Source organism: Labedaea rhizosphaerae (assembly GCF_004362825.1).
Classification (GTDB): Bacteria; Actinomycetota; Actinomycetes; order Mycobacteriales; family Pseudonocardiaceae; genus Labedaea; species Labedaea rhizosphaerae.
On sequence record NZ_SNXZ01000002.1, the window covers coordinates 1,087,363 to 1,112,016 of the forward strand.

Genomic DNA, 24,654 nt, shown 5'->3' on the forward strand with positions numbered 1-24,654 from the left:
GGTGCTTTCCTTGTCTCGCCAGGGTTGTCAGACGCGCTCGATGATGGTCGCGGAGCCCATGCCGCCGCCGATGCACAGCGTCACCAGCGCGCGGCGCAGGTTCTGCCGCTCCAGCTCGTCGACCATCGTGCCGAGGATCATCGCGCCGGTCGCGCCGAGCGGGTGGCCCATCGCGATGGCGCCGCCGTTGACGTTGATCTTCTCGTGCGGGATCTCCAGGTCCTTCATGAACTTCAGCACGACGGCGGCGAACGCCTCGTTGAGCTCCCACAGGTCGATGTCGTCCGGGGTCAGGCCAGCGGACTTGAGCGCCTTGCGCGCGGCCGGCGTGGGACCGGTGAGCATGATCGTCGGGTCCGAGCCGGTGGTCGCGGTGGACACGATCCGGGCCCGCGGGGCCAGGCCGAAGTCCTTGCCGACCTGCTCGTTGCCGACCAGCACCAGCGCGGCGCCATCGACGATGCCCGACGAGTTGGCCGCGGTGTGCACGTGGTTGATCTTCTCGACGAAGTGGTACTTCTGCAGCGCCACCGCGTCGAACCCGCCCATCTCACCGATGCCGGCGAACGACGGGTTCAGCTTGGCCAGACCCTCCACAGTGGGGTCCGGGCGCATGTGCTCGTCGTGGTCGAGCACGGTGATGCCGTTGCGGTCGACGACTGGCACGACCGACTTGGTGAAGTAGCCGCCCTCCCAGGCGCGCGCCGCGCGCTTCTGCGACTCGACCGCGTAGGCGTCGACGTCGTCGCGGGAGAAGCCCTCGATGGTGGCGATCAGGTCGGCGCTGATGCCCTGGGGCACGAAGTAGGTCTCGTAGTTGGTCTCCGGGTCGATGAACCACGCACCGCCGTCGGAGCCCATCGGCACGCGCGACATCGACTCGACGCCACCGGCGATGATCAGCTCGTCCCAGCCGGCGCGCACCTTCTGCGCCGCGGTGTTCACGGCCTCCAGGCCGGACGCGCAGAACCGGTCGAGCTGCACGCCCGCGACCGTGTCCGGCAGCCCGGCCACCATCGCGGCGCTGCGGGCGATGACGCCGCCCTGCTCACCGACCGGCGACACCACACCGAGCACGACGTCGTCGATGCGGTTCGGGTCGACGTTCGGGTGCCGACGGCGCAGCTCGTCGATCAGGCCGACCACGAGCGAGATCGGCTTGGTGCCGTGCAGGGAACCGTTGTTCTTCCCACGCCCGCGTGGGGTGCGGATCGCCTCGTAGACGAAGGCCTCGGTGGTCACTGTCTGATCCTCTCGCCGCTAATCCTCATTAACATGGTGGCCCGAATCCGCTGGTTGTCAACGGCACGTCCGTGTCTTAGCGTTGTTAGTTGGCTCTTACCGCGCCGGGAGGTGACGCCGTGCAGGCCGAGGGTGGCGCCACCCGCTCGAGCAGCCGCAGAGAGCGGCTCGCCGATGCCGCGGCGGAGCTTTTCCGCAGGTACGGGTACCCGGCGGTGAGCGTGGCCGACATCGCCGCGGCCGTCGGCGTGACCGGTCCGGCCCTCTACCGGCACTTCAAGGGCAAGCAGGCGATCCTCGCGCACGTGCTGCTCAACGGCATGGACGCGCTGGCCGCGGTGGTCGATGAGGCATCCGTCACATTCGCCGGCAAACCCCAGAAAGCCCTCGACCGCATCGTCGAACGGCAGGCCGAGCTGTCGGTCGCGCACCGCGACATCTCCGCGCTGTGGCGCTGGCAGGGCATGCACCTCGAGGACGCCGATCGCCGCCGGCTGCGCAAGCGCGGCGGCGCGATGCTCGGCCAGTGGTCGCAGCTGCTGGTGCGGGTGCGTCCAGGCCTCTCCCCCGCCGACGCCGACCTGCTCTGCTGGGCCGCGTTCAGCGTGTTCGGCAGCGTGGCCGTGCACCACGCGTCGCTGCCGAAGCGCCGGTTCGAGCAACTCCTGGTCACCCTCGCCGACGCCGTGCTGTCCGCGACCCTGCCCACCGGCGCGGACGACACGGAGGACGCGGGCGGCGACGAGAGTTGGCGGGCGGTGCCGGCCGAACCGTCGCGGCGCGAGGAACTGTTGTCGGTGGCCACGCGCCTGTTCCACCAGCGCGGCTTCCACGCGGTCAGCATGGAGGACATCGGCGCGGCCGCGGGCATGGCGGGGCCCAGCGTCTACCGGCACTTCGACAGCAAGGCGAGCATCATGCTGGCCGCCGCCTACCGCATGGCCGACGGGCTGGAGGTGGACGTGCGGCGCGCGCTGGCCGCCGCCACCGACCCGGCCGACGCGCTGCACCGCATCGTCGCGTCCTACGTGGACTTCGTGGCCAACTCCGACGGCGTGGCGATGCAGTACGGCCAGGAGCTCGCGGCCGTGGCCGAACGCCACCGCACCGAACTGCGCAAGCGCCAGCGCGACTACGTGGCGCACTGGGTGCGGCTGCTGCGCACCCTGCGACCGGAGGTGTCCGAGGCGCAGGCCCGGATCACCGTGCACGCCGCCCTGACCGTGATCAACGACCTGCCGCGCACCCGCAGCGTGCGCACGCGGCCCGCGCTGGCCGCCGAACTGACCGAACTGGCCATGACCGTGCTGACCGCGGCGGGCCGAACGAACGTGGAGTCGCCAGGGTAGGAACGGGAGGCCGGTATGTCGGTAACAGTCACCAGCACGAGCCCGCGCACACAGCGGCGGCTCACGGGGCCGGTGCGGGTCGGGCGGCCGAGCCCGTTGCTGCCGGGGCTGACCCAGCCGGTCGCCGACCGGTTCGACGACTGGTTGCTGCGGCGCTCGCACCAGCCGACTCCGCTGGCCACCCCGCCACCCGGCCTGAAGCCTGTGATGGGCGATCCCGGCATGCCGGTGCTCGGCTACACGATGCAGAACCTGCGCCTCGGCCTGGAGTTCATGCTGCGCCGCTACGAGACCTACGGGCCGGTGTCGTGGATGCGTGCGTTCGGCATGACCCTGGTGTCGGTGGGCGGCGGGGACGCCGTGCAGGAAGTGCTGACCAACAAGGACAAGGCGTTCTCCCAGCAGGGCTGGACCGCGTTCATCGGGCCGTTCTTCCACCGCGGCCTGATGCTGATGGACTTCGACGAGCACCTGGCCCACCGGCGGCTGATGCAGCAGGCGTTCACCCCGGCCCGGCTCGCCGGCTACCTCGATCAGGTGTCCGCGGTGATCGCCGCCAGACTCGACACCTGGCCGACCGGGCCCGCCGTGCGCGTGTACCCGCTGCTCAAGCGGCTGACCCTGGACGTCGCGGTCCGCACGTTCATGGGCGGCAACCTCGGCGCCGACCGGGAGCGGCTGACCAAGGCGTTCATCGCCACGGTGCGGGCGGGCACCGCCGTCGTGCGCAAGCCCGTGCCCGGTGGCCGCTGGGCGGCGGGGTTGCAGGGCCGCAAGGTGCTGGAGGAGTTCTTCCGCTCGCGGGTCGCGGCCAAGCGGGCCGGCGATGACGACGACCTGTTCGCGGCGCTCTGCCACGCCCGCGACGAGGACGGCTCGGCGTACACCGACGAGGACGTCGTCAACCACATGATCTTCCTGATGATGGCCGCGCACGACACGTCCACGATCGCGACGTCGGCAGTCGTCTACTTCCTCGCCAAGTACCCGGACTGGCAGCAGGCCGTGCGGGCCGAGTGTTCCGGCGACGCGGGGGTGACCACCGACCTGCTCGCCGAACTGTCCACACTGGACATGGTGATCCGCGAGTCGATGCGGCTGGTCGCGCCCGTGCACGTGATGTCGCGGCAAGCGGTGAAGGACACGTCGATCCTCGGCCACCACATCCCGGCGGGGACGATCGTCGGCATGTCGCCGTGGCTGAGCCACATGCTGCCGGAGTACTGGACGGACCCGCTCTCGTTCGACCCTTCGCGGTTCGGTCCCGATCGCCGCGAGGACCGGTCGCACCGGTACGCGTGGATGCCCTTCGGCGGCGGCGTGCACAAGTGCATCGGGATGGTGTTCGGGCTCAACGAGATCAAGACCCTGGTCCGCGCGCTCACGCAGCGGTTCGACTGGTCGGTGCCCGCCACGTATCGGACCCCTTGGGATCCGGTTTCGCTGCCGATCCCAGCCGACGGCCTCCCGGTGGCGCTCACCCGCCGCGCCTGACGCATCTCACACCGCCACGGGGCATGACCGGACCCTAGAATCCGTTGCAGGGAGGGACCGACGCGAAGGAGCTGGTCCTGATGGTGCGGCCGAACCCGCTGCAGTGGATCTGGTACGCGTACGGCGGCACCCTGCCCGAGCGCTACCGCGAGTGGGTGCTGCACGACATCACGACCCGCACGTGGCTGGTGCGCCACACGATCCGCACGCTGATGTTCGTGGTGCCCATCCTGGTCGCGCTCTACCTGGTCTTCGGGCTGGTCGTGCACCTGCCGGGCTCGATCCTGTGGCCGGCGATGGCGCTGGGCGTGATCGTCGGGCTGTACTACTCGTTGTCCTACGCCCGCGAAACCGGCGACCTGCGCCTGGTGAAGTACGGCTACCCCGGCGGGCACGGCACCCAGATCCGCGACAAGCGCAACGAAGGCGCCACCGAACAGCGCGCACGCAACTACGACGCTCGCTGGCGCAGCTGAGTCGCCTTCTCCCGGTTGGCCGGCGCGTGCTTGCGATTGTTTCGGGCCCTCGAGAGGGGTGGCTGCCGCGGGTGTTCGCCGCTGGTGGCTGGGTTGGTCTCGGGGCTGGGGCGGCGAACACACCCTTGCCAACGGTGCCGGTGGTCGCGCTGCTTTAGTGGCTCGGTTGAGGGGTTGCGCTGCGAGAGCGGGCTGCGGCTTGCCGCTGGTCCCGGTGGCGGCTGAGTTGCGGGCATGCGTTCGATGCTGGGCGGCTGTTGCGGGGTGGTGGCCGAGTCTCTTCATGGTGGTTGCTCTCGCGGTGAAGTTGCTTGCCGCGGGTTGGCGGCTGGAACCGGGTGACTGATGTTGGTTGTCTGGTCGTTTTCGGTTGCTCTCGTGTGGGTGTTGCTGCCGCGGGTGTTCGCCGCCGGTGGCTGGTTTGACCTCGGGGCCGGGGCGGCGAACACCCTTGCCAACGGTGCCGGGTGGTCGCGCTGCGAGGGTGGCCTGGCTGAGGGGTTGCGCTGCGAGGACGGGCTGCGGTTGCCGGTGGGGGCTGGGTTGCGGGCATGCGGTCGTCGGGGGCGTTCGATGCTGGGCGGTGGCTGGGTTTTCGTAGGTGGTTGCTCTCGCGGTGGAGTTGCTGGCCGTCGTTGGTGGCTGGGACTGGGTGACTGATGTTGGTTGAGTGATCTTTCCCGGTTGCTCTCGTATGGGCGTGGCTGCCGCGGGTGTTCGCCGCCGGTGGCTGAGTTGGCCTCGGGGCGGGGAGCGGCGAACACCCTTGCCACCGGTGCCGGTGGTTGCGCTGCGGGGGTGGCCCGGTTGAGGGGTTGCGTTGCGACGGCAGCCTGCGGTTGCCGGGGTGGTTCCGGCGGTGGCTGAGTTACAAGAATTCACGCAGAGCGTTGCAACCACGGCGGTGGGGTGAATACCGGCAGCCCGTTATCCATATGCACCGTCCATTCGGTGTGATGGATCAGCCGATGGTGATACGGGCACACCAACACCAGATTATCCAATGTCGTCGATCCGCCGTCGGCCCAATGCTGAATGTGGTGGGCGTGACACTGGTGTGGTGTTCGCGCGCAGCCGGGCGCGGCGCAGCCTTGGTCTCGGATGGCGAGTGCTCTGCGCAATCGTTTATCAGCCAATCGGCGAGTTTCCCCGATATCCAGTGGCTGGGATTTGCCGTCGAGGACGACGGGGATGATTTTCCCCTCGCAGGCCACGCGGCGGGCCTGCTCCGGAGCCAGCGTGCGGCCATCATCGAGCATCGCGCGGCCGATCCGAGTCTGCAGAGTCTCCAAAGAGACCGTCACCGCGATGTGCGGACGCTCGCCGCCCTCGGCGGGGGCGTGGCCGGAGTCGGCGGCGAAGCCGATGATCTCGGCCAGTGCGTCACCCTGACGCTCGCTCAAAGTCCGGTCATCCTGAGGCTGCGGCTTGGCCAGCGGGGAGAGCAGCGCGCGCAGCACGCTCGCGTCTTCGCCGCCGAGCCGGAACTGGCCTGACAGCGACCCGTCGCGGTGTTCGTACAGGTCCAGCGTGTTCTGCGCATCCACCACCGTTCGTTCGACCGGCTTGCGACCGTCCGGGTTCAGAGCGGCGACGATGCGCTCGCCCAGGCGGATGAGCTGGGTCGGGTTGAACTTCCGCGCCAGCCCGGTCATGTCTACTTCGACTTGTTCGGCGTGCTCGAGTGGGACCGACTCCACCGTGGTGGCGATCTTGTCCACATGCGCACCGGAGATCTCCCCAGCCGCCATCGCCGCCCGCGCCGCGGGCAGCCGCGGCGGGATCACCTGCCCGGTGATCCCGACCTTCGGGCACAGCAACTCGACGTGGTGTTCGAGGCGTTTGGCTTCCGGGGCGGTGACGTGCAGGACGTCTTGCAGGAACCGCCATAGCTGGGGGTAGCCGGACTCTTTCCACTCAATCTGGGAAATGTCGTCGAGCAGCTTCAACTCCAGCCGCCGCAACTGCGCGACAGTCGAGTTAAGCTCCCCCAGCTCCATACCCCAGATCATACCACGCCATTCGAACAAATGGTCTAACACGAACGAGGGAACAATCGCCGGAATATTCCGATCTTCCACGCAACCCAGCCATCGCCGGGTCTACCCGCAAACGGCAGGAAAACAGCGCAACGCAACCATTCAACCCAGCCACCTACGCAACGCAAACCGCCGGCACCGTTGGCAAGGGTGTTCGCCGCCCCAACCCCGAGGCCAACCCAACCACCCAGCGGCGAACACCCGCGGCAGCCGCTCGTAATTCGAGGCCAAGAACCCGGAGCTACTTGTCACGCCCCAACGGATCACTGTCCTCGAACCACTCCTCCTCATCCGCATGCTCAAAACGATGCATCTTCCCCAGCGATGTCTGCGCCGGAGGCTCAGAGACACCAGGCAGCACCCCAATGTCGATCAACTTCTCCAAGCTGGCAGGCGGCACCCGCGACAACGACCGGAACGCGGCAGTCACCTCCGAATCGGCCGGCGCGGTCCCCGCCAACCCTTCGACCACCTCGCGCCACGAGAGGTGTCCGCGGTCGATCCGTTCAATCACCTTCTGCCACTCCGGGGTCTGAGCGTGGCCGCGAACGAACTTCTCGATCCGCTCGATGTCCTCATCGGACGGTGGAGCGTCGCCCTTCGCTGCCGTTTTCGCTTCCAGCGCCTCGGTTTTCGCCTCGACCTCGCGCCCTTGTTCATACGCATAGTCGATGCGGGCGTCGAGCTCGCGCTCGGCCTGCTCCATCTCGGCGGTGTAGTAGCCGTGGTACGGCATGGCTTTCCCCCGTTCCGTCAGCGGCCTTGTTCGGCGCCGGTTTGGATCTGGTCGAGTTTCGTCAGCGCGTCATCGGCCTGGTCGACGTGCTGGTTGAGCTTGCCCTGCTGGTCCTGCAAGTTCTTGCGGTGCTCGTTGATGGTCTCGCCGGTGGCCACGGCGTCCTGCAGGTTGCCCACGTCGGGGATGGTCTTGATGGTGTCGATCAGCTCGGACAGCGTCTGGAAGTAGTTCTTCATCGTGTCGACGACGTTGCGGATCGCGTCGAAGAGGTTGAACACGGCCTTGGCGGTGTTCACGATCTCCATGATGTCGTCGTAGAGGTCGTCGATGTCGATTCCGAAGATCCACCCCAGGTACTTGGCCGCGGACTGGATCGCCGTCCACGCCCAGCCGAGGATCGGGATGCACTTCGTGGCGATCTTGCGGGCCGCGTTGAGGATGGCCTTGATCGCGTTGACGGCCAGTTGCGCGATCTTCTTCGAGACGTCGGCGATCTTGTCGTAGCCCTTGGCGACGAACTCGCCCAGGGCCTTGCCCGCCCAGACCGCGCCTTTGTCCCAGAACACGTCGATGAACTGCTTGAGCGCCTCGGCGGCCGACCCCTGCCAGTACGTCGTGCCCAGCGTCGTGGTGTTGGCGCCGAGGTTGCTGATGAACTTGCCCAGGTTGTCGCCGACGCTCTTCCACGCTTCGCCGTTGGCCGAGATGCTGTTGTAGTTGCCCGCGAGCGGCGAGATGATCGAGTCGGTGAAGCCCTTGCCACCGTCCACATCGAACTCGGACCAGATCCAGTCGAGGACGGTGAGCACCGGACCGGTGTCGAGGTCCTCGGTGTAGTTCGTCGGCGGCCGGTCGATCGCCTTGATGTCCAGCTCGGTGTAGTGGAACTTAGAGTAGCCGCCGTCGGTGTAGTTGTCGTAGGCGTCGCCGCCGTACCCCGAGCCGTAGGTGACGTCCTTGTCGTTGTCCTTGTCCAGGCCGTTGCGCTGGAAGATCGTGACGTTCGACTGGTCGACGTAGCCGTAGTGCTTCGCGACGCCCCGCACGCCGTCGCCGAGGTCGCACAGCTTGTGCTGCATCAGGCTGAACGCCGAGCCCACCAGCGTCGACGCGTCCCCGCTGACGATCTTGCCGAGCGGGTCGAGCAGGCCGGTGAACCCGTCGGCGCTCATCCCTTCGCGGCGGGCCAAGTCCTCAATGGACGGCAACGTCTTACCCGCTTCCGCGCCGAGGTAGAGGCCGAAGTCCGCCAGTTGGTCCTTGTCGACGACGTAGTTCATCGCTTGATCCCCCGATTCGTTGTTCTACTTGCCGATCGCCGCTTGGAGCTTCGCCACCAGTTCCAGGGCGAGCGGTTTGAGCTGGGCGAGCGTCGCGTCGCCGAGCACCGACACCTCGAGGGCGAGCCGCTCGCTACCGGCCCGGAAGACCACGGCGAGCTTGTGCGCGGTCAGGCCGCCGCCGCTCATGGTCGCGTCCGGCCCGAACCCGGCGAGCACGCCGACCCCCGGCACCTGCTCGTACTTGCCCGGCGCGGCGTTCTCGGTGGCGCGATCGGTGAACGCGCCGTCCAGCACCTGCTTGTCGGACCTGTCCGCCCTGGTGGTGGCGACGTCGGTCGACAGGCCGGGCACGCCCGTGTGGTAGTTGCACATGTAGGTCACCGTGATCGGTGCCTTGCCGACCCGACGGCTGTCCCGGATGCCGGGTTCGACGTCGAGCGCCTTCTTGATCGTGGCGCTGTCGAGCAGGTCGCACGCCTGCTGCTCGGTGATCTTCGTCAGCACCGAGCCCGGCGCGCCGGTCGAGACCGGAGCCGGGTCATCGGCCTTCGACGAACAGGCCGCCAACGCCAGAACGGCAGCGCACAGCCCTGCGACCACCCTGACCATGACACCCCTTCACGCCGCCCCGTTAGGCCATTCGGCCTAACGGGACCATAGCGTTTCACGACAAAAGGGGCATCAGGATGCGGTCAGAACGTCCTCCAACATGCGGGTCCATTCGGCGAGGACCCGAGCGCGGCGCTTGCTGTCGTCGGTGAGCAGGTTGGCCAAGCCGAGACCGCGGGCGAGGTCCAGGGTAGCCTGGATGGCTTCGCGCACACCGGGTTTCACCTCGTCGGCGGCCAGCGCCTCCACCGTCAGCCGGTGCGCCTCGCGGCCGACGTGGGCCTCGAGCGGCACCACCTTCGCCCGCAACTGTTCGTCGGACGAGGCCGCCACCCACAGTTGCAGAGCGGCGCGGAACATCGTGCCCGAGTACATCTCGCCGATCATGCCGACCACGGTCTCGACGCGGGCCGGGCCCGCGGGCAGGTCGGCCAGCGACGCCCGCAACGCGTCGATGCGCTGGCTGCTGATGTGCTCGACGGCCGCGGTCACCAGGTCCTCCCGGGTCGGGAAGTGGTGCTGCGTGGCCCCGCGGGACACACCCGCGCGCTCCGCGACGACCGCCACCGTGCTGCCCGACCAGCCGACCGTGGCCAGGCAGTCGATGGCGGCCTCCAGCAACCGCTGCCGGGTGGCCCGGCTGCGGTCCTGCTGCGGGACGCGGGCTTCGAGGCTCATCAGTACGACTTCGGCAGGCCCAGCGAGAACTGCGCGATGAAGTTGAGGATCATCTCCCGGCTCACTGGCGCGATCCGGGTCAGCCGGGACGCGGCGAGCAGCGAACCGAGGCCGTATTCGCTGGTCAGGCCGTTGCCGCCGTGGGTGTGCACAGCCTGGTCGACGGCCTTGACCACAGCCTCACCCGCCGCGTACTTGGCCATGTTCGCCGACTCGCCGGCGGCCATGTCGTCGCCCGCGTCGTAGAGCGCGGCCGCCTTCTGCCCCATCAGCTTCGCCAGCTCCAGTTGCACGTGCGCGTCGGCGAGCGGGTGCGCCACGGCCTGGTGGCTGCCGATCGGCGCCTTCCACACGGTGCGGGTGTTGGCGTACTCGACGGCCTTGGACAACGCGAAGCGGCCGGTGCCGACGGCGTAGGCGGTCGCCATGATCCGCTCGGGGTTGAGCCCGGCGAAGAGCTGCGCGAGCGCGGCGTCCTCGGAGCCGACGAGCGCGTCGGCGGGCAGCCGCACGTCGTCGAGGAACAGCGAGAACTGCCAGTCGGCAGACACCATCTCCATGTCGATGCGGTGCGCGGTGAAGCCCTCGGCGTCGGTCGGCACCACGAACAGCGCCGGCTTGAGCTTGCCGGTCTTGGCGTCCTCGGTGCGCCCGACCACGAGCACCGACTGCGACTCGTCGACGCAGGAGATGAACACCTTGCGGCCGTTGAGGATCCAGCCGTCGCCATCGCGCTTGGCCGTGGTGGTGAGCTTGTGGGAGTTGGAACCCGCGTCGGGTTCGGTGATCGCGAACGCCATCCGCAGCGTGCCGTCGGCGAAGCCGGGCAGCCAGCGCCGCTTCTGCTCGTCGGTGCCGAACCGGGCGATGATCGTCGCGCAGATCGCCGGCGAGACGACCATCTGCAACAGGCCGCACCCGGCGGCCGCCAGCTCCTCGCAGACCGCCGCGAGGTCGCCGATGCCACCGCCACCGCCGCCGAACTCCTCGGGCACGTTCACCCCGAGGTAGCCGAGCTTGCCCGCCTCGGCCCACAGCTCGTCGGTGTGCTCGTTTGCCTTGGCCCGCTTGAGGTAGTACTCGTGCCCGTACTTGCGCCCGAGGTCGGCGACCGCCTTGCGCAGCGCGATCCGCTCCTCGCTCTCCACGAAACTCATGATGGGATCTCCTCGGGGGTCACGACGGCGAGAACCGTGCCGACCTCGACCTGGTCACCGGCCGCCACCGGCAGTTCGGACACCACGCCGGTGACCGGCGCGACGATCTTGTGTTCCATCTTCATGGCCTCCAGCCACAGGATCGGCTGGCCTTCGGTCACCCGCTCGCCTTGCGTGGCGCCGACCCGGATCACCGTGCCGGGCATCGGCGCGAGCAGGGAGCCCGGCGCCACCTGCGCGGCCGGGTCGGTGAACCGCGGCGTCCGGGTCAACGTCACGGGCCCGAGCGGCGAGTCGACGCACACCGTGTCCGCATAGGACGCGACCGCGAACGTGCGCCGGACCCCGGCGACGTCGAGCACCACTCGGTTCGGCGAGGAGTCCACAAGCGACACGTCGTCGAAGCCGTCGGCGGTCAGGCCGCCCCGAGTCAGCAAGTACTTGATCTCGTGGTCGCCGTAGGTGCGCACCTGCGGCTGCGACACGACGTTGCGCCAGCCGCTGGGCAACCGGCCGAGCACCCGGGCCTGCTCGCGCTCGGCCGCGGCGTCGGCGAGCGCGGCCGCGAGGGCCGACAGGCGCTCGGTGTCCTTGTCCGCCAACGGTTGTGCGAGCGTTGACAGGCCGTGCTTGTCGAAGAATGACGTGTCGGTGTTCCCCGCCAGGAACGCCTCGTGCCGCAGCACCCGCACCAGCAGGTCCCGGTTCGTGGTGAGGCCGTGCAACTCGGCGCCCGCGAGGGCGGCGGCGAGCCGGCGGGCCGCCTCCGGGCGGGTCGGCGCCCACGCGATCACCTTGGCCAGCATGGGGTCGTAAAAGACGCCGACCACGGAACCGGCACGCACTCCCGAATCTAGGCGCAGCCCGCGCGAACCGCCGAGCGCGAACTCCACGTCGACACCGGGGATGGCGAACCGGTGCAGCACACCGCTGCTCGGCCGCCAGTCCTGCGCGGGGTCCTCGGCGTAGAGCCGGACCTCGATGGCGTGGCCGTGCGTTGCCGGTGACGTCGCGCCGAGCTTGCCGCCGTCGGCCACGTCCAGTTGCAGCGCCACCAGGTCCAGGCCGGTGGTCAGCTCGGTGACCGGGTGCTCGACCTGCAGCCGGGTGTTCATCTCCAGGAAGAAGAACTCGCCCTGCTCGTCGGCCAGGAACTCCACGGTGCCCGCGCCGACGTAGCCGATCGCCGACGCCGCCTTCCCGGCCGCGTCGAAGAGCCGCTCGCGCATCCCGTCGACCCGCTCCACCAGCGGCGACGGTGCTTCCTCGACGACCTTCTGGTGCCGGCGCTGGATGGAGCACTCGCGCTCGCCGACCGCCCACACCGTGCCGTGGGTGTCGGCCATGACCTGCACCTCGATGTGCCGGCCGGTGGCCAGGTAGCGCTCGCAGAACACGGTCGGGTCGCCGAACGCGGACGCGGCCTCGGTGCGTGCCGCCTCGAGCTCGGTCGGCAGGTCGGCCAGCGACCGCACCACCCGCATGCCCCGGCCGCCGCCACCCGCGGACGCCTTGACCAGCACCGGCAGGTCCGCCTCGGTGACCGCGTCCGGATCGAGCTCGGCGAGCACGGGCACCCCCGCGTCGGCCATCAGCTTCTTCGACTCGATCTTCGAACCCATCGACTCGATCGCCTCGGCGGGCGGCCCGATCCAGGTCAGCCCGGCCGCGGTGACCGCGCGGGCGAATTCGGCGTTCTCGGACAGGAAGCCGTAACCGGGGTGGACGGCATCGGCGCCCGCAGCGCGAGCGGCCTCGACGATCTTCTCGGCCCGCAGGTAGGTCTCGCCGGGGGTGTTGCCCGGCAGGCGAACCGCGGCATCGGCCTCGGCGACGTGCGGGGCGTCCGCGTCGGCGTCGGCGTAGACGGCCACGCAGCCGAGTCCCAGCGAACGGCAGGTGCGGAACACCCGGCGGGCGATCTCACCGCGGTTGGCGACCAGTACGGAAGTGATCATGCCCGTCCTCACATCCGGAAGACGCCGAAGCCCTCGGCGCCCTGGACTGGTCCACTGTGGATCGCCGACAGGCTCATCCCGGCCACCGTGCGGGTGTCGCGCGGGTCGATGATCCCGTCGTCGTAGAGCATCCCGGACAGGAACATCGGCACGGACTGCGCCTCGATCTGGCCCTCGACCATGGCCCGCATGTTCTTGTCGAACTCCTCGTCGTAGGGCCGGCCCTTGCTCGCCGCCGACTGCCGGGCGACGATCGACAGCACGCCCGCGAGCTGCTGCGGGCCCATCACCGCGGACTTCGCCGAGGGCCACGCGAACAGGAAGCGCGGGTCGTACGCCCGCCCGCACATGCCGTAGTGCCCGGCGCCGTAGGACGCGCCCATCAGGATCGAGATGTGCGGGACCTTCGAGTTGGACACCGCGTTCACCATCATCGCGCCGTGCTTGATGATCCCGCCCTGCTCGTAGTCCTTGCCGACCATGTAGCCGGTGGTGTTGTGCAGGAACAGCAGCGGCGTGTCGATCTGGTTGGCCAGCTGGATGAACTGCGCCGCCTTCTGCGACTCCTCGCTGAACAGCACGCCTTGCGCGTTGGCGAGGATGCCGACCGGGTAGCCGTGCACCCGCGCCCAGCCGGTGACCAGGCTCGAGCCGTAGAGCGGCTTGAACTCGTCGAAATCGGAGCCGTCGACCACGCGGGCGATCACCTCGTGGGGGTCGAACGGGATCTTCAGGTCGGATGGCACGATGCCGAGCAGGTCCTCGGGGTCGTGCACCGGTTCGGCGTAGTCCGGCTCGGGGGCCGGGCCGTGCTTGCGCCAGTTGAGCCGCTTCACGATGGACCGGCCGATGCGGATCGCGTCCTGCTCGTCCAGCGCCAGGAAGTCGGCTAGGCCGGACGTGCGGGCGTGCATCTCGGCGCCGCCCAGCGACTCGTCGTCGGACTCCTCACCCGTCGCCATCTTCACCAGCGGCGGCCCGCCCAGGAACACCTTGGCGCGTTCCTTGACCATCACGACGTAGTCGGACATGCCCGGCAGGTACGCGCCACCGGCGGTGGAGTTGCCGAAGACCAGCGCGACCGTCGGCACCTTGGCCGCCGAGGCGCGGGTGATGTCGCGGAACGTGCGGCCACCGGGGATGAAGATGTCCTTCTGCGTCGGCAGGTCGGCCCCGCCCGACTCGACCAGGTTGACCGTGGGCAGGCGGTTCTCCGCGGCGATCTGCGCGGCACGGAAACCCTTGCGCAGCCCGTACGGGTTGACCGCACCGCCCTTGACCGTCGGGTCGCTGGCGATCACCAGGCACTCGGTGCCCTCGATGACGCCGATGCCGGTCACCATGCTGCCGCCGACGGCGAAGTCGGTGCCCCAGGCGGCCAGTGTGGACAGTTCGAGAAACGGCGAGTCGCGGTCCAGCAACAGCTCCACGCGTTCACGGGCCAGGAGCTTGCCCCGCTTGTGGTGGCGAGCCGTGTACTTCTCGCCGCCGCCGGCGATCGCCTTGGCGTGCTCGGCGTCCAGCTCGGCGAGCTTGGCGAGCATCGACTCGCGGTTGCCCGCGAAGTCGTCGGTCCGCGCGTCCACCCCGGTGCCGAGCACGGTCATGTGTGGTACCCCAATCGCTTGGCGACGACTTCCGCCATGATCTCGTCGGCACCGCCGCCGATGCCGAGGATCCGCGAGTCCCGGTAGTGGCGCTCCACTTCGGACTCGCGCAGGTAGCCCATCCCGCCGTGCAGCTGGACGGCCTGGTCCACGGCATACTTGCACGCCTCGACCGCGGCGTTCTTGGCCATCGACACCTGCGCGACGACCTCCTGCCCGGCCGCGATGCGCACCGCGACGTCGCGGGCGTAGGTGCGCGCGAGGTCGATGCGCTGGGTCATCTCGACCAGGCGGTGCTGGATCAGCTGGCGCGAGATCAGCGGGCGGCCGAACGTGCTGCGGTTGCGCACCCAGTCAAGGGTGAGGTCCAGACAGCGCTGCGCGGTGGCGTAGGCCTGCACGGCCAGCGTGATCCGCTCCACCTGGAACTGCTGCATGATCTGCACGAAGCCGGAGTTCTCGGGGCCGACCAGGTTGGCCACCGGCACCCGGGCGTCCACGAAGGACAGTTCGGCGGTGTCGGAGCAGAGCCAGCCCATCTTGTCGAGCTTGCGCGCCACGGTGAAGCCAGGCGTGTCCCGCTCGACGACCAGCATGCTGATGCCGCCGTAGCCGTCCGCGCCGGTGCGGACCGCGGTGGTCACGAAGTCGGCGCGGGCGGCCGAGGTGATGAACGTCTTGGCCCCGTTGACGACGTAGTGGTCGCCGTCGCGGACCGCGCGCGTGCGCAGGGCGGCCACGTCCGAGCCGCCGTCGGGCTCGGTGACGGCGAGCGAGCCGATCTTCTCCCCCGCCAGCGTCGGCTTGACGAACCGCTCGATCTGCCGGGCGTCGTTCGCGCCGACGATGTGCGGCAGGGCGATGCCGTGCGTGAACAGCCCCGCGAGGACCCCGGACGAGCCGCCGGCCTGCAGGATCTCCTCGGTCAGCACGACGACGTCGAGCAGGTCGCCGCCGGAGCCGCCGTGCTGCTCGGCGAACCCGATCCCGAGCAGGCCGAGCGCCGCCGCCTTCTTGTGCAGCTCACGCGGCAGTTCGCCGTCGGCCTCCCACCGCGCCAGGTTGGGCACGATCTCGGCCTGGGTGAACTTGCGGACCGTTTCCCGCAGCTGACGGCGTTCCGGGGTCGCGAAGACGTCGTGGATGCTCACAGCAACGCCTCCGGAATGTCGAGCGTGCGCGAGCGCAGCCACTCCCCGACCGCCTTGGCCTGCGGGTCGAACCGGGTGGACGCGGCGACGCCCTCGCCGAGCAGGCCGTGGATCACGAAGTTGACGGCATTCAGGTTGGGCAGCGGGTACCGGTCGATGTCCAGCTCCGCGGCCTCGGGCAGCAGTTCCCGCAGCTTGGCCACGGTCAGCTCTTGCGCGAGCCAGGGGTAGGCGTCGGCTTTGCGCACCCAGACGCCGACGTTGGCGTCGCCGCCCTTGTCGCCGGAGCGAGCGCCGGCGACCACGCCGAGCGGCAACCGTTTGGTGGGACCGAAGTCCACGTCGAACAGTTCTGTTTGCGCCGCAGGCGGTTCGGTGTGACCGGTGACGGGCGGGTCGATGACCTTCTCGGTGCCGTCGGGCAGCACCGCGACGTGCTCGACGGCGTCCAGCGGCACGTACTCGGGCCGGTAGACGCCGACCGGCGTGCCGTCCCCGGGCGGCGACGTCAGCGTGAAGCCCGGGTAGGACGCGAGCGCCAGCTCGACACTCGCCCGCGAGAACGCCTTGGCACGCTTGGGGTCCGGGGTCTTGATGGTGACGTGCAGGAGAGCGCTCGCGGCCTCTTCGGTGTCGGCGTCGGCGTGGTCGGTGCGTGCGAGCGTCCACGTGAGACCGTCGGCACCCACGGCGTCGAGGAGCTGGCAGCGGACCAGCTCGGCCTTCGCGTCGATGTCCAGTCCACACAGGACGAACGTCATGCTGTTGCGGAACCCGGCGAGGGTGTTCACGCAGACCTTGAGCGTCTCGGGCGGCGGCGTGCCGGTCGCGCCGGAGATCCGCACCCGGTCCGGGCCGTCCTGGGTCAGCTGGAGCGTGTCGAACGCCGTGACCACGTCGGGCCCGGCATACGCGGGGCTCGCGATCTCATAGAGCAGCTGCGCGGTCACGGTTTCCACGGTCACCGCGCCGCCGGTGCCCTCGTGCTTGGTGATCACGCACGAGCCGTCGGCCTCGATCTCGGCCAGCGGGAAGCCGGCGTGGCCGAGGTCGTGCTCGGTGAAAAACGAGAAGTTGCCGCCGGTGGCCTGCGCGCCGCACTCCAGGACGTGCCCGGCGGCGGTCGCGCCGGCGAGCGCGTCGTAGTCGTCGCGGGCCCAGCCGAAGTGCGCGGCGGCCGGGCCGACCACCAGCGACGCGTCGGTGACCCGGCCGGTGACCACGATGTCGGCCCCGGCGCCGAGGCACTCGGCGATGCCGAACGCGCCGAGGTAGGCGTTGGCGGTGAGCGCGCCGTCGAAGCCGAACTCGGCCGCGCGCGGCAGCAGGTCGTCGCCACGCACGTAGGCGATCTTGACGTCGAGGTTGAGCGTCGCCGCCAGCTCGCGCAGTGCCTCGGCCAGCCCGGCCGGGTTGAGCCCGCCCGCGTTGGCCACGATCTTGACGCCGCGATCCACGGCGACCGACAGGTTCTCCTCGAGCTGGCGCAGGAACGTGCGCGCATAGCCGCGAGAGGCGTCCTTCATCTTGTCGCGGCCGAGGATGAGCATGGTCAGCTCGGCGAGGTAGTCGCCGGTCAGCACGTCCAGCGGGCCACCGGTGAGCATCTCCTTGACCGCGTCGAACCGGTCGCCGTAGAAGCCGGACGCGTTGCCGATCCGGAACGTCATCGCGATCCCTTCTCGCGACCGCCGCCGGGCGGCCCGGCGAACGCCTGCGCGATGTCCAGCCACGCGTCGGCGTCCGGCCCCTCGGCGACCAGCGCGGTGTCCGCGCGGTGGGTGCGCTGGGTGACGAGCAGGCAGAAGTCCAGGGCGGGCCCGCTGACCCGCTGGGCCGCGTCCTCGGGACCCCAGGTCCACAGTGCACCGTCCGGAGCGGACAGTTCGACCCGGAACTCCTCGGCCGGCGGGGTGCGCCCGTTGAGGACGTGGGCGAAGTCGCGGGTGCGCACCCCGATGTGCGCGACGTGCCGGAGCCGGGCGGTCGGGGTCCGCGTGATGCCGAGCGCGTCGGCGACGTCCTGGCCGTGCGCCCAGGTCTCCATGATCCGTGCGGTGGCCATCGAGGCGGCGCTCATCGGCGGGCCGAACCAGGGCAGCTTCGTGCCCTTCGGCACGGTCGCGAGCGCGGCCGCCAGCTCCTTGCGACCGGCCCGCCACTTCTCCAGCAGCTCGGCCCGCGGCAGGGCGGCACCCTCGTCCGCGCTGCGGTCGACGAAACCCAGCGGGTCGTCGCCGGCCTCCGCGAGACCGCGCTGGAACGCGTCGACGTCGGTGGCCGCGTGCAGGGCGGCGGTGTCGGTCCACGCGAGGTGGGCGATCTGGTGCGCGACGGTCCAGCCGGCGGCGGGCGTCGGCGTGGCCCACCGGTCGTCGGGCAAGGTCGCGACCATGGCATCGACCTCATCACCCTCGGCGGTGAGGTCGGCAAGCAAGGCGCTCAGCTCCACGCGTTCACCGTGGCACGCCGGTTCTGCCGAATCAAGCATGCGTGCTTGATTTTTTCGGTAACGCCCCCGGCGATTCCTCGATAGGCGATTCAGGTCCAGTCCGAAATCGGGGGGTTGTCGTGGTTCAGCCCAGCAGCGAGGTGCCGATCCGGTGGTCGGCGCAGACGCGACGCCGTTACGTGCGGTTCCTGTGGACGGAACTCCTCTCGCTGGTCGGCGGCGCCGCCGTCTTCATCGCCCTTCACCACGACCGGAACTCGGTGTACGGCATCGTCTTCGCGGTCGTCGTCGTGGGGGTGCTGGGCGTGGGACTGCTCTGGTTCGACCGCCGCTGTTCGACCTACGTCCTGTCCGGCACGGTCTTGTGGTCGCGCGGGCTGCCGAAGCGCCGGCGGGTCGACCTCGCCCAGGTGGTGACCGGCGCCATCGCGACCCGCGAGCAGAAGTGGCTCGGCACCAACGGCAAGTGGTCGACGCTGACGCTCGCCGACGCGGCCGGCGGGCGGCTGCGCACCATGGTCACCAGCCAGCGCATCACTCACCTCTTCGAGCCCGAGGACCTCCGGATGATCGCCGATGTGCTGACCCGCTCCGCGGCGCCGAAGGCGCACGACGTCGCCCGGCAGCTGCGCTCGATCGCGGATCAAGGCCAATCGGACATTGACCTGAAGCTGTGAGCCGGGTCACGCTCAGGGCATGACCTCTGATGTCCGCGTCGACGCCGCTCCGGACCCGACGGACCCCGCCGCGCCCGCGCCCGCCACGCTCTGCGCCGCGTTCCAGGCCACCGCGGCCCGCTACGCCCACCAGACCGCGGTGCGCACCCCGGACGACTCGCTGAGCCTGACGTGGGGCGAGTACGCCGACCGGGTCCGCCACATCGCGGGCGGGCTCGCCGGGCTCGGCGTCGGTCCGGGCGACACCGTGGCGCTGATGATGGTCAACCGCCCCGAGTTCCACCTCGCCGACACCGCGACCCTGCACCTGGGCGCGACACCGTTCTCGGTCTACAACACCTCCGCACCCGAGCAGATCAAGTACCTGTTCGGCAACGCGGGCAACCGGGTGGTGATCACCGAGAAGCAGTTCCTGCCGAAGTTGCGGGGCCTCGACCTCGACCACGTCCTGTGCGTGGACGACGGTCCTGGCCTCGGCGGGCTGGCCGAGCCCGCCGACTTCGACTTCGAGGCGAGCTGGCGCGCGGTCGAAGCCGACGACGTCGCCACGATCATCTACACCTCGGGCACCACCGGCCCGCCCAAGGGCGTGGAGCTGACCCACGCGAACCTGGTCGCCCAGTGCACCGCGACAGCGAAGATCTTCCCGCCGTCCGGTTCGGACAGCGGCATCTCCTACCTGCCCTCCGCGCACATCGCCGACCGCTGGGCGTCGCACTACTCCCCCATGCTCTACGGCGGCGAGATCACGTGCGTGGACGACCACCGCAAGGTGCTCGGCGTGCTGACGAGCGTGCACCCGACGATGTTCGGTGGGGTGCCGCAGATGTGGTACAAGCTCAAGGCCGGCATCGAGGCGATGATCGCCCACGAGCAGGATCCCGCGAAGCAGCAAGCGATGCAGTGGGCCATCGACACCGGCCGCAAGTACGTGCGCGCGGGCCAGGAAGGGACCGTCCCCGACGAACTGGCGGCCGAGTACGCCAAGGCCGACGAGCTGGTCCTGTCCAAGATCCGCGCGAAACTCGGCCTGGACCGGGTCCGCAACTCATGTTCCGGCGCCGCGCCCATCGCCCCGGAAGTGCTGGAGTTCGTGTGCGGCTTGGGTTTGCCGGTCCTCGAGCTGTGGGGCATGTCGGAGTTGTCGTGCTGCGCGACGATCAACCCGCCCGGCGGCATCAAGATCGGCACCGTGGGCACGCCGATCACCGGCGTGGAAGTGCGCTTGGCCGACGACGGCGAACTCCTGGTCCGCGGCCCGACGGTGATGAAGGGCTACCGCAACGACCCGGAGCGGACCAAGGAGACCATCGACGCCGACGGCTGGCTGCGCACCGGCGACGTGGCCACGATCGACGAGGACGGCTACGTCACGATCATCGACCGCAAGAAAGAACTGATCATCAACAGCTTCGGCAAGAACATGTCGCCGGCCGCCATCGAGAACGCGATCCGCGCCGCCTCACCGTTGATCGGCCAGGCGGTGGTGATCGGCGACGACCGCCCGTACAACGTGGCGCTGCTGGTGCTGGACCCGGACATGGCCGCGAACTTCGCCCGTCAGTACGGCCTGCCCGATCCGTCGGTGGAAGCGGTGTCCGTCCACCCCGGACTGATCGGCGCGATCGAAGCGGCGATCGACGAAGCGAACTCGCATCTGTCCAGAGTGGAGCAGATCAAACGCTTCACGGTCCTGCCGACGGTCTGGGAACCCGGCGGCGCGGAACTGACGCCGACGGTCAAGCTCCGTCGTCGTCCCATCGCCGACAAGTACAAGGAGCAGATCGAACAGCTCTACGCGTGACCGCGGGAACAAATCGGCCCGCCGTGCGTTTGGGCGGGCATGACAACAGCAGTGATCGGCACCGGGTTCATCGGCGGCACGCTGGGTCGTGCCTTCGCGAAGGCGGGCCTGCCCACCGTCTTCGGCTCCCGCCACCCGGAGGACACCTCGGTCGCCGAGGACTCGGGCGCCACCGTCGCGACGATCGAGGACGCCGTCGCCCAGGCAGACACGATCGTGCTCGCCCAGCCGTCGGCCGCGGTCGAAGAGTTCCTCAAGGCCAATGACCTCGCGGGAAAGCTCGTCATCGACGCCACCAACAACGTCGGCGCGCCCGTCGCCAACCACGCAGCGGCCGTCGCCGAGCACGCCCCGCGGGCCCGCTACGCCCGCGCGTTCAACACCCTCGGCGGCGAGAACTTCGCCGATCCCGACTTCGACGGTGTCAAGGCCGACCTGTTCTTCTCGGCCACGGAGGCGGATCGCGCGGTGGTCGAGCAGCTGATCGAGGCCGTGGGCCTGCGCCCCATGTACCTGGGCGAGAACCAGCAGGACACCGTGGACGGCGTGCTGCGCCTGTGGTTCGCCCTCGCCGTCGGCCAGGGTCGCGGGCGCCATCTGGCGTTTCGCACCCTGACCCGATAGGACCGTTCGGCGGACGCCCGAGCAGCGGATTGCCGCGCGTGCGGGCCGCAGGAACACTTGCGTGTCATGCGAATGGTGTTGGGCGCCGTGATGGCGGTGGTGACCGGTGTGGTGCTCGCGGGTACCGCGTCCGCAGGCACACAGACGACGACTCAGGAGCTCTTCGGGCCGTACCCGACGCAGCAAGCCTGCAACGACGACCGGGTGAACTACCACGACACCCAGCCGTGCTTCTACGGCGACCCGACCGGGCCGTTGCGCCCGCTCGCCTGGTACTTCTGGGCGCCGCTGCAGCCGAGGTAGCTCAGCCCGGCGGGGTGAGCGACAACGCCAGGGCGGCCGGGTCCTCGCCCGTCGGCAGCACGGCGATGACCGGTGTGTCGAGGCCGGCCGCCTGGTATTCGGCGATGCGCTCGCGGCAGGCGTCCACGCTGCCGTGCACGATCAGGTCGTCGACCACGCTGTCCGGGATGGCGGCGTTGGCGCCCTTGCGGTCCCCGGCCGCCCACGCGTCGTGCATGGGCTTCAGGGCTTCGCCGCGGCCGAGCCACTCGTGGAACGCGGCGTACACCGGCACGGTCAGGTAGCTGCTGATCATCATGCGGCCCAAGCCACGAGCGGCCTCTGCGTCCGTGGTCGGGCACACGAAGATCCGCGCCACCAGCTCCGTGTCCGGGCCGACCTCCGCCCGCACGCGCGGCACGTCCGAAGGCGCCAGCCAGTTGGTGATCGCGCCGTCGGCCTCTCGCGCGGCCAGTCGCAACATGCCCGGCCGCAACGCCGCGAGCATCACCTGGGGCGGCGGCACCGGCGGCCGCTCGAGCCGGAACTTCGAGACCGAGAACGTGTCGTAGGAGGCGGTGACCTTCTCCCCCGCCAGCGCCGCGCGCAGGAACCGCAGCGTGTCCCGCGACCGTTTGAACGGCTCGTCGAACGCCATCGCGTTCCAGCTGTTCACGATCACCGGCGACGACGTGCCGATGCCCAGCACGAACCGGCCCGGTGCGAGTTCGGCGATGGTCGCGGCGCTCATCGCGAGCAGGCCCGGACCACGCGTGTACACCGGCACGATCGCGGTGCCCAGCCGCAGCGTCGGCGCCCACTGCGAGGCCAGGGCCAGCGGGGTGAACGCGTCCGTGCCTGCGGTCTCGGCCGACCAGATGTCGGTGAAACCCAAGTCCGGCAACCGTTCCACCAGCGAACGGTGCGCGGTCAGCGGCACGCCGGTCAACGGCAGCGTGATACCCCAGCGACTCATGACTGACCCCGATCCAAAGCCTCGAAAAGCCATCGCACCTGCATCATCAGGAAGTTCTCCGCGGTCTGCTCGTCCTGCGGCGTCATGTGCGTGACCGCCACGAGCGGCACCAGCGCGTGCGGCTTGCCGGCCGCGGTCAACGCCGCGGAGAGCCGCAACCCGTGCGCCACAACGACGTTGTCGTCGGCCAGACCGTGGATGATCATGAGCCGGGCGCGCAGGTTGTCCGCGTCGTCCATCAGCGAGTTGCGCTTGTACACCTCCGGCTCCTCGTCCGGGTGGCCGAGGTAGCGCTCGGTGTAGTGCGTGTCGTACAGCGTCCAGTCGGTCACCGGCGCGCCCGCGATCGCGGCGTGGAAGACGTCCGGGCGGCGCATCGCCGCGAGCGCCGACAGGTAACCGCCGTAGGACCAGCCGCGGATCGCGACCCGGTCCATGTCCAAGTCGGGGTGCGAATCGGCCAGCGCCTGCAACGCGTCGATCTGGTCCTTCAACGTCACCGACGCGAAGTTGTGGTGGATCTCGCGGTCCCAGGCCGGCCCGCGCCCCGGCGTGCCGCGGCCGTCGGTGATCACGACCGCGAAGCCCTGGTCGGCAAACCACTGCGACGTCAGGTAAGCGTTGCGCGACGCGAGCACCATCTGCGCGTGCGGCCCGCCGTACGGGCTCACCAGCACCGGCAGCTTCCCGCTGCCCGGCTGGTGACCGGTCGGGTAGAGCACGGCCGTGCGCAGTGCCCGCTCCCCGACCGTGGCGAACCGGACGTTCGGCGTCAGCGGCGGCTGCACCGGCTCGGATCTGATGGTGCCGACGTCCGCGCCGTCGCGCAGCACCCGCACCCGCGGGCCGGAGTAGTCGAGCGACCACGACGACAGCACCGTCACGTTCCCACCACGCGCGCCGCCGTGCACACCGTCCGCAGTGGACACCTGCACCGCGCCACCCGTGTCGCCGGTGAACACGTGGATCTGCCGCGGGTCGTCCAGCGATGCCGTGAACAGCACGTCCTCGCCGACGTCAAGCACCGACCGCACCTGCGTGGTGTCGCCGGTGACCGCCTTGTCCCCGATCACCAGCCGGTACGCGCCGTCCAGCGCCTGCACGGTGACCAGCTGACCGTCGGCGGTCCACGCGGGCACCCCGGGCACGATGTCGACCCAGGTGTCGTCGGTCTGCTCGAACACGAGCTCGGTCGCCCCGGTCGCCGGGTCGATCGACCGGACCTGGATCGTGCGCTGGTCGCGCGACTGCACGGCGATCAGCGGCGGCCCGCCCGCCGACCAGTGCGCGGTGACCAGGTAGGGCAGCGCCTCGTTGTCCCAGTCCACGTCGACCCGGTTGCCGTCGAGGTCGACCACGCCCACCGTCGTCACGACGTTGGGGGTGCCTGCGGCCGGGTAGGCGACCTTGGTGGGTTCGGTGCCCGGGTTGGCCGGGTCGGCGATGTACCAGCGCTGCACCGGCGTGCGGTCGGTGAACGAGACCAGCAGCCGGGTGCCGTCCGGCGACCACCAGTAGCCGCGCGATCGGTCCATCTCCTCGGCGGCGATGAACTCCGCGACGCCGCAGGCGTGCTCCTCGGTCTCCGGCTCGGCCAGCGCGCGGTCGCCGCTGCCGTCGACGGCGATGACGCGCATGGCGTTGGCCGACACGTAAGCGACGTGCTGCCCGGTCGGGTCCGGTCGCGGGTCGACGACCGGGGTCGCGGTCTCAAGCGCACGGACCTGGCCGTCCACGGCGACGAACACCTTGCCGGACAAGGCGAACGCGACGACGCGGGCATCAGCGTCGGTGGCGAGGCCGACGACCCCGGCGGCCTGCTCGCGGGCGCGTTCGCGGCGGGCCCGCTCCTCGGGCGAGAGCTCCTCGTCGCCGCCGAGCAGGGCCGCGGGGTCCGCCAGCACGGACTCCTGCCCCGTGGCCACGTCGAGCTGCCAGAGCTGGTGGCTGCGGTCCTCGCCGGAGGCCGAGCGCAGGAACAGCACGCGGGCGCCGTCCGGGGAGACGGCGAACTGCCGCGGGGAGCCGAGGGTGAACCGCTGGGTGCGCGCCTGCAT

The 24,654-nt window shown here is 69.9% G+C and carries 21 protein-coding genes; 7 read left to right on the forward strand and 14 right to left on the reverse strand.

Annotated features, from left to right (window positions below):
- Nucleotides 1-27 precede the first annotated feature (27 nt).
- A complete protein-coding gene (locus EV186_RS14255) occupies nt 28-1,242 on the reverse strand; it encodes an acetyl-CoA C-acetyltransferase (protein ID WP_133849691.1) in 1,215 nt (404 codons plus the stop codon).
- An 89-nt stretch (nt 1,243-1,331) separates the two neighbouring features.
- Between EV186_RS14255 and EV186_RS14260 the strand changes: the two genes are divergently transcribed.
- The 3 genes from EV186_RS14260 to EV186_RS14270 are packed head-to-tail and all read left to right on the forward strand — an operon-like array spanning nt 1,332 to nt 4,561.
- Nucleotides 1,332-2,591, forward strand: coding sequence for a TetR/AcrR family transcriptional regulator (locus EV186_RS14260; RefSeq protein WP_243754035.1), 1,260 nt, complete (start codon nt 1,332-1,334; stop codon nt 2,589-2,591).
- 15 nt (nt 2,592-2,606) lie between these two features.
- A complete protein-coding gene (locus tag EV186_RS14265; protein ID WP_133849692.1) occupies nt 2,607-4,085 on the forward strand; it encodes a cytochrome P450 in 1,479 nt (492 codons plus the stop codon).
- Nucleotides 4,086-4,129: 44 nt separating this feature from the next.
- Nucleotides 4,130-4,561: a DUF5313 family protein gene (locus tag EV186_RS14270; RefSeq protein ID WP_243754036.1), complete on the forward strand. Its 432-nt coding sequence runs from the start codon at nt 4,130-4,132 to the stop codon at nt 4,559-4,561.
- 878 nt (nt 4,562-5,439) lie between these two features.
- On the opposite strand, the gene EV186_RS14275 is transcribed toward EV186_RS14270, so the two are convergent.
- From EV186_RS14275 to EV186_RS14325, 11 genes are all read right to left on the reverse strand, one after another.
- On the reverse strand, nt 5,440-6,561 hold the full coding sequence (locus tag EV186_RS14275) for an HNH endonuclease signature motif containing protein (RefSeq protein ID WP_166659171.1): 1,122 nt from the start codon (nt 6,559-6,561) through the stop codon (nt 5,440-5,442).
- Nucleotides 6,562-6,841: 280 nt separating this feature from the next.
- Complete coding sequence (locus EV186_RS14280) at nt 6,842-7,336, reverse strand: hypothetical protein (RefSeq protein WP_133849694.1); 495 nt, start codon at nt 7,334-7,336, stop codon at nt 6,842-6,844.
- A gap of 17 nt (nt 7,337-7,353) precedes the next feature.
- Entirely contained in the window at nt 7,354-8,619 is a 1,266-nt protein-coding gene (locus EV186_RS14285; protein ID WP_133849695.1) for a hypothetical protein, read from the reverse strand.
- A gap of 24 nt (nt 8,620-8,643) precedes the next feature.
- On the reverse strand, nt 8,644-9,231 hold the full coding sequence (locus tag EV186_RS14290; protein ID WP_133849696.1) for a hypothetical protein: 588 nt from the start codon (nt 9,229-9,231) through the stop codon (nt 8,644-8,646).
- Between the two features lie 72 nt (nt 9,232-9,303).
- The gene (locus tag EV186_RS14295) at nt 9,304-9,909 is read right to left on the reverse strand and encodes a TetR/AcrR family transcriptional regulator (protein ID WP_133849697.1); all 606 of its coding nucleotides are present in this window, start codon (nt 9,907-9,909) and stop codon (nt 9,304-9,306) included.
- Nucleotides 9,909-11,066, reverse strand: a complete 1,158-nt coding sequence (locus tag EV186_RS14300) for an acyl-CoA dehydrogenase family protein (protein ID WP_133849698.1) — start codon at nt 11,064-11,066, stop codon at nt 9,909-9,911. The genes EV186_RS14295 and EV186_RS14300 overlap by 1 nt, the downstream gene beginning before the upstream one ends.
- Nucleotides 11,063-13,024, reverse strand: coding sequence for an acetyl/propionyl/methylcrotonyl-CoA carboxylase subunit alpha (locus EV186_RS14305; protein WP_133849699.1), 1,962 nt, complete (start codon nt 13,022-13,024; stop codon nt 11,063-11,065). Before EV186_RS14305 ends, EV186_RS14300 begins: the two co-directional genes overlap by 4 nt.
- 8 nt (nt 13,025-13,032) lie before the next feature.
- On the reverse strand, nt 13,033-14,631 hold the full coding sequence (locus EV186_RS14310) for an acyl-CoA carboxylase subunit beta (protein WP_208115599.1): 1,599 nt from the start codon (nt 14,629-14,631) through the stop codon (nt 13,033-13,035).
- The gene (locus EV186_RS14315) at nt 14,628-15,776 is read right to left on the reverse strand and encodes an acyl-CoA dehydrogenase family protein (RefSeq protein WP_133850255.1); all 1,149 of its coding nucleotides are present in this window, start codon (nt 15,774-15,776) and stop codon (nt 14,628-14,630) included. Before EV186_RS14315 ends, EV186_RS14310 begins: the two co-directional genes overlap by 4 nt.
- Before the next feature lie 2 nt (nt 15,777-15,778).
- Nucleotides 15,779-17,452 carry an acyclic terpene utilization AtuA family protein gene (locus EV186_RS14320; RefSeq protein ID WP_133849700.1) on the reverse strand — a complete coding sequence of 558 codons (1,674 nt, stop codon included), beginning with the start codon at nt 17,450-17,452 and terminating at the stop codon, nt 15,779-15,781.
- The gene (locus EV186_RS14325; protein WP_424982815.1) at nt 17,449-18,177 is read right to left on the reverse strand and encodes a TIGR03084 family metal-binding protein; all 729 of its coding nucleotides are present in this window, start codon (nt 18,175-18,177) and stop codon (nt 17,449-17,451) included. The genes EV186_RS14320 and EV186_RS14325 overlap by 4 nt, the downstream gene beginning before the upstream one ends.
- Before the next feature lie 176 nt (nt 18,178-18,353).
- Between EV186_RS14325 and EV186_RS14330 the strand changes: the two genes are divergently transcribed.
- The 4 genes from EV186_RS14330 (at nt 18,354) to EV186_RS14345 (ending at nt 21,642) form a co-directional block, all read left to right on the forward strand.
- On the forward strand, nt 18,354-18,911 hold the full coding sequence (locus tag EV186_RS14330; protein ID WP_133849702.1) for a hypothetical protein: 558 nt from the start codon (nt 18,354-18,356) through the stop codon (nt 18,909-18,911).
- Between the two features lie 19 nt (nt 18,912-18,930).
- Nucleotides 18,931-20,715, forward strand: coding sequence for an AMP-dependent synthetase/ligase (locus EV186_RS14335; protein ID WP_133849703.1), 1,785 nt, complete (start codon nt 18,931-18,933; stop codon nt 20,713-20,715).
- 39 nt (nt 20,716-20,754) lie between these two features.
- Complete coding sequence (locus tag EV186_RS14340) at nt 20,755-21,339, forward strand: NADPH-dependent F420 reductase (protein ID WP_133849704.1); 585 nt, start codon at nt 20,755-20,757, stop codon at nt 21,337-21,339.
- A gap of 66 nt (nt 21,340-21,405) precedes the next feature.
- Nucleotides 21,406-21,642, forward strand: a complete 237-nt coding sequence (locus EV186_RS14345) for a hypothetical protein (protein WP_133849705.1) — start codon at nt 21,406-21,408, stop codon at nt 21,640-21,642.
- Nucleotide 21,643: 1 nt separating this feature from the next.
- Here the strand turns inward: EV186_RS14345 and EV186_RS14350 are convergent, their stop codons facing one another.
- Nucleotides 21,644-22,597, reverse strand: a complete 954-nt coding sequence (locus EV186_RS14350) for an LLM class F420-dependent oxidoreductase (protein ID WP_133849706.1) — start codon at nt 22,595-22,597, stop codon at nt 21,644-21,646.
- Nucleotides 22,594-24,654, reverse strand: a complete 2,061-nt coding sequence (locus EV186_RS14355; protein WP_208115646.1) for a S9 family peptidase — start codon at nt 24,652-24,654, stop codon at nt 22,594-22,596. The genes EV186_RS14350 and EV186_RS14355 overlap by 4 nt, the downstream gene beginning before the upstream one ends.

Bases quoted from the DNA above. Each gene is read 5' to 3' on its own strand.
- EV186_RS14265 (WP_133849692.1), top strand. From the start codon at position 2,607: ATGTCGGTAACAGTCACCAGCACGAGCCCGCGCACACAGCGGCGGCTC.
- EV186_RS14275 (WP_166659171.1), bottom strand. From the start codon at position 6,561: ATGGAGCTGGGGGAGCTTAACTCGACTGTCGCGCAGTTGCGGCGGCTG.
- EV186_RS14280 (WP_133849694.1), bottom strand. From the start codon at position 7,336: ATGCCGTACCACGGCTACTACACCGCCGAGATGGAGCAGGCCGAGCGC.
- EV186_RS14285 (WP_133849695.1), bottom strand. From the start codon at position 8,619: ATGAACTACGTCGTCGACAAGGACCAACTGGCGGACTTCGGCCTCTAC.
- EV186_RS14290 (WP_133849696.1), bottom strand. From the start codon at position 9,231: ATGGTCAGGGTGGTCGCAGGGCTGTGCGCTGCCGTTCTGGCGTTGGCG.
- EV186_RS14295 (WP_133849697.1), bottom strand. From the start codon at position 9,909: ATGAGCCTCGAAGCCCGCGTCCCGCAGCAGGACCGCAGCCGGGCCACC.
- EV186_RS14300 (WP_133849698.1), bottom strand. From the start codon at position 11,066: ATGAGTTTCGTGGAGAGCGAGGAGCGGATCGCGCTGCGCAAGGCGGTC.
- EV186_RS14305 (WP_133849699.1), bottom strand. From the start codon at position 13,024: ATGATCACTTCCGTACTGGTCGCCAACCGCGGTGAGATCGCCCGCCGG.
- EV186_RS14310 (WP_208115599.1), bottom strand. From the start codon at position 14,631: ATGACCGTGCTCGGCACCGGGGTGGACGCGCGGACCGACGACTTCGCG.
- EV186_RS14320 (WP_133849700.1), bottom strand. From the start codon at position 17,452: ATGACGTTCCGGATCGGCAACGCGTCCGGCTTCTACGGCGACCGGTTC.
- EV186_RS14325 (WP_424982815.1), bottom strand. From the start codon at position 18,177: ATGGTCGCGACCTTGCCCGACGACCGGTGGGCCACGCCGACGCCCGCC.
- EV186_RS14335 (WP_133849703.1), top strand. From the start codon at position 18,931: ATGACCTCTGATGTCCGCGTCGACGCCGCTCCGGACCCGACGGACCCC.
- EV186_RS14340 (WP_133849704.1), top strand. From the start codon at position 20,755: ATGACAACAGCAGTGATCGGCACCGGGTTCATCGGCGGCACGCTGGGT.
- EV186_RS14345 (WP_133849705.1), top strand. From the start codon at position 21,406: ATGCGAATGGTGTTGGGCGCCGTGATGGCGGTGGTGACCGGTGTGGTG.
- EV186_RS14350 (WP_133849706.1), bottom strand. From the start codon at position 22,597: ATGAGTCGCTGGGGTATCACGCTGCCGTTGACCGGCGTGCCGCTGACC.
- EV186_RS14355 (WP_208115646.1), bottom strand. From the start codon at position 24,654: ATGCAGGCGCGCACCCAGCGGTTCACCCTCGGCTCCCCGCGGCAGTTC.